The organism is Kocuria sp. KRD140 (genome assembly GCF_017168375.1).
Lineage (GTDB): Bacteria > Actinomycetota > Actinomycetes > Actinomycetales > Micrococcaceae > Kocuria > Kocuria marina.
Window position 1 is genome coordinate 398,572 of the sequence record NZ_JABFAW010000009.1, and the last position, 9,430, is coordinate 408,001.

Genomic DNA, 9,430 nt, shown 5'->3' on the forward strand with positions numbered 1-9,430 from the left:
CGAGCGCGTCGCCGTCGCGTTTCGGGGACCACGGCCACGGCCTTATGAATCGGGGCGTTTGTCGCTAACGTTGGTCTCGTGTCGCAGCAGAACTCACAGCCCCAGGGCCGCCGTCCGTCCTCAGATCCCGTGCCGGATCCCCACGCGGGCGATGCCCACCCGGACGTCGGGTCCCGCTTGACTCCGCCGGTCCCGGCCACGGGCGTTCCCGACGTCGCCCCCTCGGTACGCCGAGCGGAGGCCCACGACGATGCCGCTCGCGTCCCGTCCGCGCCGGAGGCAACCGAAGCGGCGTCGTCCGCCGGTGCCGGGCAGCCGGACGCCCACGCATATGCGGAACCGGGTGCGGCCGAGGAGGTCGCCGCGGTCGTAACACCTACCGAGGACACCGAATCCGAGGCGCAGCCCGCATCCGACCAACAGTCCGCACCCGGAGCGCAGCGCGAGCCCGACACGCAGTACGAGCCCGACACTCAGTCCGCACCTGATCCGCACGCCGAAGCCGCGGCGCAGGCCCCGGCCGAGCAGGACACCGATTCCGGGGACGACGAGCACCTGGCGGACTTCCCGTCGGACGATCTCGTGTACGGGCGGATCCCCGTGACGGACGTGAGCCCCGTGATCGAGGGTGGGCGTTTCCCCGCCACGGCCGTTCCCGGTGAGGACATCCGGGTGAGCGCGACCGTGTTCCGCGAGGGTCATGACTCCCTCGGTGTGACCGCGGTGCTGTACGACCCGCAGGGCCGTGAGACCCAGCGCCGACCCATGACGCTCGTGGCCCCCGGGACGGACCGCTACGAGGCGTGGCTGCGTCCCGAGCACGAGGGCCCCTGGAGTTTCGCGGTGGAGGGCTGGTCGGATCTCTACGACACGTGGCACCACGCCGCGCAGATCAAGTTGGGAGTCGGCCAGGACGTCGAGCTCATGTTCCAGGAAGCGGCCCTGCTCTTCGACGCCGCCTCCAAGGAGTCCGATCGCGCGACCGAGGAGGCCCGGGTCTTCGAGGATGCCGCCGAGGCGATGGCGGACACCGACCGCACGCCGGAACAGCGGTGGGAGATCGCCACGTCCCCGCAGCTCCTGGACTACGTCCGTGAGCGGCCGCTGCGTGATCTGCTCAGCTCGTCGCCGCGCTACCCGCTCGGCGTCGAGCGCGAGGCCGCGGGTCGTGGTGCGTGGTACGAGTTCTTCCCGCGCTCCGAGGGCGCCACGTACGACCCCGAGACGGGCGAGTGGACCTCGGGGACGTTCCGCACGGCCACCGCGGCCCTGGACCGGGCCGCGGCCATGGGCTTCGACGTCGCGTACCTCCCGCCCATCCACCCGATCGGGCGCAACCACCGCAAGGGGCCAAACAACACCCTCACGGCCGGACCCCAGGACCCGGGTTCCCCGTGGGCCATCGGTGGGTCGGAGGGAGGTCACGACACGATCCACCCGGACCTCGGGAGCTTCGAGGACTTCGACGCGTTCGTCGCGCACGCCCATGATCTTGGTCTCGAGGTCGCGCTGGACCTCGCGCTGCAGGCGTCCCCGGATCACCCGTGGGTCGCCGAGCACCCGCAGTGGTTCACGACCCGCGCGGACGGCAGCATCGCCTACGCCGAGAACCCGCCCAAGAAGTACCAGGACATCTACCCCCTGAACTTCGACAACGACCCCGAGGGCCTCGCCGCCGAGGTACTGCGGGTCGTGGAGCTGTGGATCGGCCACGGCGTGGACATCTTCCGCGTGGACAACCCGCACACCAAGCCCCTGTGGTTTTGGGAGTGGCTGATCGCCAGGGTGCGCAAGAACCACCCGGACACGGTGTTCCTCGCCGAGGCGTTCACGCGTCCGGCCATGATGCAGGGGCTGGCCAAGGCCGGGTTCCAGCAGTCCTACTCGTACTTCACGTGGCGCAACACCAAGGAGGAGATCGAGGAGTACCTCCAGGAGATCTCCCACGAGACCTCCGGGTTCTACCGGCCCAACTTCTTCGTGAACACCCCGGACATCCTCACCGAATACCTGCAGTTCGGTGGCCCGGCCGCGTTCAAAGTGCGCGCGGCCCTGGCGGCCACCGCGTCCCCGCTGTGGGGCGTGTACGCCGGCTTCGAGTTGTTCGAGCACGTCGCTCGTCCCGGGGCGGAGGAGTACATGGACAACGAGAAGTTCCAGTTGCGCCCGCGCGACTTCGACGACGCCGTGGAACGCGGCGAGTCGCTCGCGCCGTACATCACGCGCCTGAACCGGATCCGCAAGGACCATCCCGCACTCGGGGACCTGCAGAACCTCACGCTGCAGAATTCCACGGACGACGCCATCGTGGCCTATAGCAAGACCAAGACCGTGGAACGGGACGGCGAGCAGGTCCGGGACACCGTGATCGTGGTGCTCAACACGGACCCGCACAGCGCGCGGGAGGCCACCGTGTGGCTGGACCTCGACTCCCTGGACCTGCGGGGCCAGGACTTCAACGAGGACGGCTCTTTCTGGGTGGACGACCTGATCTCCGGTGCGAGCTGGAAGTGGGGCACCCACAACTACGTGCGCCTGGATCCGTACGTGGAACCCGCGCACGTGCTCAGCGTCCGCCGCGGGGTCAAGTGAGCGAGCGCCGTCGCGATGCGCCTCGACCGCTGAGCGCGGCGCACCACGGCGGCCGGCACCCCGCACCCGTCATGACCGACACGCACGTTTCTCCGAGAGGGCAGTCCAGCCGACCATGAGCACCACTCCTTTCCAACTCAACGCTCCCGGGCTCGCGCACGACCCGGACTGGTTCCGCAAGGCCGTGTTCTACGAGGTGCTCGTGCGAGCCTTCTCGGACGCCAACGGTGACGGCTCCGGCGACTTCTCGGGTCTGATCGACAAACTCGACTACCTGCAGTGGCTCGGGATCGATTGCTTGTGGCTGCCCCCGTTCTACGAGTCCCCGCTGCGGGACGGCGGCTACGACATCTCCGACTACTACTCCGTGCTGGACGAGTTCGGCACCGTGAGCGACTTCAAGCGACTGGTCGCAGAGGCCCACGCGCGGGGTCTGCGGGTCATCACCGATCTGCCGCTGAACCACACCTCGGACCAGCACCCGTGGTTCCAGGCCTCCCGGGAGGACCCGGAGGGGCCGTACGGCGATTTCTATGTGTGGTCGGACACGGACGAGAAGTACCAGGACGCGCGGATCATCTTCGTGGACACCGAGGTCTCCAACTGGACCTTCGACCCCGTGCGGCGGCAGTTCTTCTGGCACCGGTTCTTCTCCCACCAGCCGGACCTGAACTTCGAGAACCCCAAGGTCGTCGAGGCCGTGTTCGACGTCGTGAAGTTCTGGCTGGACATGGGCATCGACGGCTTCCGCGCGGACGCCATCCCCTACCTCATCGAGGAGGAGGGGACCAACTGCGAGAACCTGCCCGGGACCCACGACTTCCTGGTGCGGCTGCGCGAGATGGTGGATCGCGAGTACCCCGGCCGCGTGATCATCGCGGAGGCCAACCAGATGCCGCATGAGGTCGTGGAGTACTTTGGCACGGAGCAGGCGCCCGAGTGCCACATGTGCTTCCACTTCCCGATCATGCCGCGGATCTACTACTCATTGCGCGATCAGAAGGCCGCGCCCATCGTCTCCACCATGGAGCACACGCCGCAGATCCCGCGGGGCACGCAGTGGGGCACGTTCCTGCGCAACCACGACGAGTTGACGCTCGAGATGGTCACGAGCGAGGAACGCCAGGCCATGCTCGGGTGGTACGCCCCGGATTCGCGCATGCGCGCGAACATCGGTATCCGACGCCGCTTGGCACCCCTGCTCGACAACTCCCGCGCGGAGCTCGAACTCGCGCACGCGCTGTTGTTGTCCCTGCCCGGGTCGCCGTTCCTGTACTACGGGGACGAGATCGGCATGGGGGACAACATCTGGCTCGACGACCGCGACGCGTCCCGCACACCCATGCAGTGGACCCCCGACCGCAACGCCGGCTTCTCCACCGCGGATCCGGGCAAGCTCTACCTCCCGGTCGTGCAGTCGCTCGTCTACAACTACACGCAGACGAACGTGGAGACGCAGCTCGCGTCGTCCTCCTCCCTGTTGCACTGGATCCGGCAGATGCTCATGGTGCGCAAGGCGCACCCGGCGTTCGGGCTGGGGGACTACGTCAACGTGAGCACGGACCACGAATCCGTCCTGGCGTTCCTGCGCCGCTTGAGCCCGCAGGACGCGGACGACGGCGTGGGGGAGACCCTGCTGTGTGTGTTCAACCTTTCCCACGTCCCCGCGAGCTGCAGCGTGCACCTGGCCGAGTACGCGGGCCGGGGCACCCGGGAACTGTTCGGCGGTGAACCGTTCGGCTCCTTCTCGGAACAGGGCGACTATCGCATCACGCTCGGTTCGCAGGACTTCTTCTGGCTCCGGTTGCGCACGACCCCCGGCACGGACGGTTCCCACCCCGAGACGGTGGCCATGCCCATCATCAAGCCCGCGCGCAACGAGTGAGCGCGCGCGGGTACGGCCCGCGCGCGAAGCAGTGATTGTCCAGACGAAAGCGGGGGACCCTCCATGACGGATCAGCAATTTCTCGACAGGTTGCGCGACTGGTTGCCGCGGCAGCGGTGGTTCCCGTTCACGGCCACCCCGGACCAGTTGCGCTTGAGCGTCGTGGGCCGCGCGATCCTGGATTCCGGCACCGGATCGCATCGCGGCACGGAACGCATCATGTTCCTGGTCCAGGTCACGGTGGGCGAGCGCAGCGAATTGCTCAACGTACCGGTCGTGCGCAGCACCGAAGCCTTGCCCGAGCTCGAGCGCTTCGCGATCGGCAGCTATTGCTCCGGCGGCCCGGACCGTCCCCTGCCCGAGCAGCTGATCGCGGGTGCGGAGGCCTCGGCCTCGTTCCTGCGCCGCGCCATCTCGCACGCGGGTTCCTTCCGCGAACGACGCCGCTCGGAGCGCTCGCGGACCGCCCAACCCATCACCTCGGAGGACTCCCCGGAGGCCGGTCAGACCGCCGGCGCCCGCGAGAAGGCCGGCGCGTCCGGTCGTAGTGGGGCCCGCGCCGATGCACAGGGCAGTGAGAGCACCACCGCGGACGAGACGGCCAGGTTCCACCTCTACGACGCCGTGGGGGACCCAGGTTTCATGGACCGGGTGCTGCGGATCATGGATGCGCAGCTGACCGAGGGCGGGGTGCTGCGCCACGGGATGGGCCTGCACGGCCGCTACACCGGGGCCATGAACACGGATTATCGGATTGCCTCCGCGGATCAGGTGCGGGTGATCTCCTCAGAGCAGTCCAACACGTCCGTGATTCTCACCCCGCAGGACGCGGAGGACTCGGATTCCGCGCTGGGCGGCGACGCGGTGATCGTGAAGTTCTTCCGCGTGGTGGGGGAGGGGCGCAACCCGGACGTGGAGGTGGGCGTCAAACTCACGTCGCACGGTTCCACCGCGGTCCCGGCCACGGCTGGATGGCTCGACGCCCAGTGGCGCCAGGGTCTGGTCACCACGTCCGGTCAGCTCGCGGTGGCCGCCCAGTTCCTGGCCGATTCGCGGGACGCGTGGGCCATGGCCCTGGACGCGGCGAGCCATGCCCGGGACTTCTCCGAGCTCGCGGCCGAGCTGGGTGCCACGACCGCGCGCGTCCACGCCGACCTCCTCGGCGCCTTTGACCCCGTCACCGCGGACGACGATGCTCGGCGCCGGTTCCTGGACGACCTCGCCTCGCGGATCCGCTGGGCGTGGGAGTCCTGCGGGGACTACTTCGATTCCTACCGGGCCGAGGTCGAGGACCTGCTCGAGCAGCTGTCCCGGATCCGGGAGATCCCCGCCCTGCAACGGATCCACGGTGATTACCACCTGGGCCAGGTGCTGCACAACGACGCCCAGGGGTTCCGGATCCTGGACTTCGAGGGTGAGCCCCTACGACCCATTAAGGACCGTGTCCGCCCGGACGTGGCCCTGCGCGACGTCGTCGGCATGCTGCGCTCGTTCGACTATGCGGGCGCCATGGCCGCGCGCGAGCGGGACGAGGACATGAGCGCCTGGACCGACGCGGTCTCGGACGCGTTCCTCGAGGGGTACGCCCGCACGAGCGGTTCTGGCGTGGACCGGGATTCGGTGCTCTTCCGCGCCCTGTGGCTTGACAAGGGCCTGTACGAAGTGGTCTACGAGCAGCGCAACCGCCCGGGCTGGGTCGCGGTCCCGGCCGGTGCCGTGGTGCGTTCGCTTGAACGTGCGCGCTCCCGTAACGTGAGGCGTGAAACACACGAGAGCCACACACCTGCATCCAGAACCGAGGATTTCGTGACCCCTGAACACCCCGAGAACACCAGCCCCGCGGCGTCGTCGACTCCTACGGGCCCCGAATCCACGCCAACCCCGGCATCCGAGTCCGCGCAGCACGCCGACGGCCGGGCGCCGTCGGCGGAACCGCGCAACGCGCGGGGCGTTGCGTCGGAGGCGACCGGGACGAACGACGCGTCGGCTCGGACCACCGACGGTAATGACGTGACGGCTCCGGCGGAGACCGCGGGCGGGAACCACGCGTCAACTCGGGCCGGGACTTCCCAGCAGAGCGTCGCAGCGGCGTCGGAACGGGAGCACCCCGCGGGCGGGCCCTTACCCGTGAGCGCGGACGTGCTCGCAGCGGTGGCCGAGGGGCGCTACCACGATCCCCACGCGGTGCTCGGGGCGCACTTCAACCCGGACGGTTCGGTGACCATCCGGACCCTGCGACGCTTCGCGACGCACGTCTCGGTGCGCACGCTCAACGGGACGTTCCCCCTCGAGCACGAGTGGGGTGGGATCTTCACCGGCTTGGTCCCCGCGCACGACGAGGGCAAGATCCCCGACTACCGCGTCCTAGTGACCTATGCGGGCAAGGAGCCCGCCGAGGTCGACGACCCCTACCGCTTCGCGCCCACCCTGGGCGAGCTGGACCTGCACCTGATCGGCGAGGGCCGGCACGAGACCCTGTGGACCGTGCTCGGTGCCCACGTGCACCACTACCCGTCCTCCATGGGGGACGTCTCCGGAGTGAGCTTCGCGGTGTGGGCCCCCAATGCCCGGGCCGTGCGCGTGATTGGTGACTTCAACGGGTGGGACGGTTCCGAGCATGCCATGCGCTCGCTGGGTTCCAGCGGTGTGTGGGAAGTGTTCGTGCCCGGCATGGGCTCCGGAGACACCTACAAGTTCCGGATCCGGGCGGCGGACGGCTCGTGGCGGGACAAGGCGGACCCCATGGCCTTCGGCACCGAGATCCCGCCGTCCACCGCGTCGCGCGTGTTCGAGTCCTCCTACGAGTTCCAGGACGACGCGTGGATGCAGGCCCGCGCGGCCAAGGATCCCCACAACGCACCCATGAGCGTGTACGAGATGCACATCGGCTCGTGGCGCATGGGTCTCGGCTACGTGGATCTCGCCCGCGAGCTCGTCGAGTACCTCACGTGGCAGGGCTTCACCCACGTGGAGTTCATGCCCGTCGCGGAGCACCCCTTCGGTGGTTCGTGGGGTTACCAGGTCACCGGCTACTACGCGCCGTCGTCGCGCTTCGGTTCCCCGGACGAGTTCCGCTACCTCGTGGACCAGCTGCACCAGGCCGGCATCGGTGTGCTCGTGGACTGGGTCCCCGGCCACTTCCCCAAGGACGAGTGGGCGCTCGCCAAGTTCGACGGGCAACCGCTCTACGAGCACCCGGACCCCCGCCGTGGCGAGCACAAGGACTGGGGCACGCTAATCTTCGATTACGGCCGCCGGGAGGTGCGCAACTTCCTCGTGGCCAACGCGAACTACTGGCTCGAGGAGTTCCACGTGGACGGGCTGCGCGTGGACGCCGTAGCCTCCATGCTCTACCTGGACTACTCGCGCAACGACGGCGAGTGGGAGCCCAACCAGTACGGCGGACGCGAGAACCTCGAGGCCATCGCGTTCCTGCAGGAGGCCAACGCCACCGCGTACCGGCGCAATCCCGGGATCGTCATGATTGCGGAGGAGTCCACGTCCTTCCCAGGGGTCACCAAACCCACGAGCGCCGGCGGTCTCGGCTTCGGGATCAAGTGGAACATGGGGTGGATGCACGACAGTCTCGAGTACATGGCCGAGGATCCCGTCAACCGGCACTACCACCACAACAAGGCCACGTTCTCCATGGTCTACGCCTACTCGGAGAACTTCGTCCTCCCCATCTCCCACGACGAGGTCGTGTACGGCAAGGGCTCCCTGCTGCGCAAGATGCCGGGTGACCGGTGGCAGCAGCTCGCCAACGTGCGCGCGTACCTCGCATACATGTGGGCCCACCCGGGTAAGCAGCTGATCTTCATGGGCACCGAGTACGCCCAGGAGTCCGAGTGGTCCCAGGAGCACGGCCTGGACTGGTGGCTCTCCGAGACCCCACCGCACCACGGCGTGCAGGAGCTGGTGAAGAGCCTCAACGAGATCTACCGCGAGACCCCGGCCCTGTACGCACGAGACAATGACCCGTCCGGTTTCGAGTGGATCGACGCCAACGACGCCAAGCGCAACACGCTGTCCTTCACCCGATGGGACGACCAGGGCAACCCGCTCGTGTGCGTGGCCAACTTCGCGGGCAACACCCACGAGCGCTTCCGGTTGGGTCTGCCGTGGGCGGGTGAGTGGGACGAGGTGCTCAATACGGACTCTGACATCTTCGGTGGTTCCGGCGTTGGCAACCTGGGCCGGGTCACCGCGGCCGAGGGTGCATACAACGGGAAGCCGGCGTCCGCCGAGGTCACCGTCCCGCCGCTCGCGGTGTTGTTCCTGAAGCCGGCCAAGGGTGCGGGGACCAGCCCGATGGCGCGCGACCGGGACTGATCAGGTCACGCATCATTGAATGCAGAACCCGCGGGAGCACGTGCTCCCGCGGGTTCTCCGTCTCCGGAGGGTTCGCCATCTCCGGAGGGTTCGCCGTCTCAGGTTTGCCGTCTCCGGTGGGGGCGTGTAATGTCTTCCGAGTTGCCACGGCAGCGGCCGCGAAGGTCGAACGGGGCAACGAAACGGAGTTGATCCCACCACTGGCGAGCCGCGCACAACGGCGAGAAGGTGTGCTAGGATGATTCCCCGCAAGCCGCTGAAGAGCGGTGACAGCAGGAAGCAATCGAGAGTTCATTTCGAGTTGCAGCCCGGGTCACCCGCAGCTAAGCTTGCAGATCGCAACCGACCGTTGTGGCCCTGGTGAGGGGCTGTGTGGTGTGGTTTGTTGTTTGTCAACTCAATAGTGTGTCTAGTTTGTTGATACCAAAGTTTTTTTGTTTTTGGTTGATGGCCTGACAGTCCCCTGGGTGTTTTCCCGTTTCCTGGGGGTGTTGGGTGTCAGCTGGGATCCTGCCCTGGTTCTGCTGCGCTGTTTGGTGTGGTGGTGGGGTGGTTTCTGTTGAATGTTTTTTGACGGAGAGTTTGATCCTGGCTCAGGACGAACGCTGGCGGCGTGCTTAA

Annotated in this window: 3 protein-coding genes; all 3 read left to right on the top strand. The window is 67.7% G+C overall.

What is annotated here, in order from left to right; all coding sequences use genetic code 11:
- Positions 1–555: 555 nt before the first annotated feature.
- The 3 genes from J1M36_RS10570 (at position 556) to glgB (ending at position 8,809) form a co-directional block, all read left to right on the top strand.
- Positions 556–2,592, top strand: a complete 2,037-nt coding sequence (locus J1M36_RS10570) for an alpha-1,4-glucan--maltose-1-phosphate maltosyltransferase (RefSeq protein ID WP_241247163.1) — start codon at positions 556–558, stop codon at positions 2,590–2,592.
- A gap of 115 nt (positions 2,593–2,707) precedes the next feature.
- A complete protein-coding gene (treS, locus tag J1M36_RS10575; RefSeq protein WP_162229324.1) occupies positions 2,708–4,477 on the top strand; it encodes a maltose alpha-D-glucosyltransferase in 1,770 nt (589 codons plus the stop codon).
- Between the two features lie 63 nt (positions 4,478–4,540).
- Positions 4,541–8,809, top strand: coding sequence for a 1,4-alpha-glucan branching protein GlgB (glgB, locus tag J1M36_RS10580; RefSeq protein WP_206479499.1), 4,269 nt, complete (start codon positions 4,541–4,543; stop codon positions 8,807–8,809).
- Positions 8,810–9,430: the final 621 nt, after the last annotated feature.

Excerpts from the sequence above, each read along its gene's own strand:
- treS (WP_162229324.1), top strand. The coding sequence starts at position 2,708 with ATGAGCACCACTCCTTTCCAACTCAACGCTCCCGGGCTCGCGCACGAC.
- glgB (WP_206479499.1), top strand. The coding sequence starts at position 4,541 with ATGACGGATCAGCAATTTCTCGACAGGTTGCGCGACTGGTTGCCGCGG.